General features: G+C 65.7%; 1 protein-coding gene. It reads right to left on the bottom strand.

What is annotated here, in order from left to right; all coding sequences use genetic code 11:
* Window positions 1–233 (bottom strand): histidine kinase dimerization/phospho-acceptor domain-containing protein (locus SB725_RS34085; protein ID WP_410923810.1); only part of this gene is annotated, 233 nt, incomplete at both ends.

The raw sequence follows: 233 nt of genomic DNA, 5'->3' as shown, positions 1-233 counted from the left end.
CACTGCCTTGGCCAGCGACGCCTGGCCACTGTCGTCGCCACGACGGGCGAACGAACGCAGGCTGGCGGTGATACGGCCCATGCGATCAATCAGGTCGTTCATGGTGCGCAGGTTGGTGCTGGCCGTTTCCAGTGCGCCGCGTTCGAGGAAGCGCACGGTGTTGCCCGACAAGGTGCGCAACGCGGCCAAGGGCTGGTTGAGTTCGTGGGCGATGCTGGTGGACATCTGCCCGA

This window comes from Pseudomonas sp. SIMBA_041, assembly GCF_046535095.1.
GTDB lineage: Bacteria > Pseudomonadota > Gammaproteobacteria > Pseudomonadales > Pseudomonadaceae > Aquipseudomonas > Aquipseudomonas mucoides.
The sequence above is the reverse complement of the archived record's forward strand: the minus strand, read 5'-3'. Positions and strand labels throughout refer to the sequence as shown.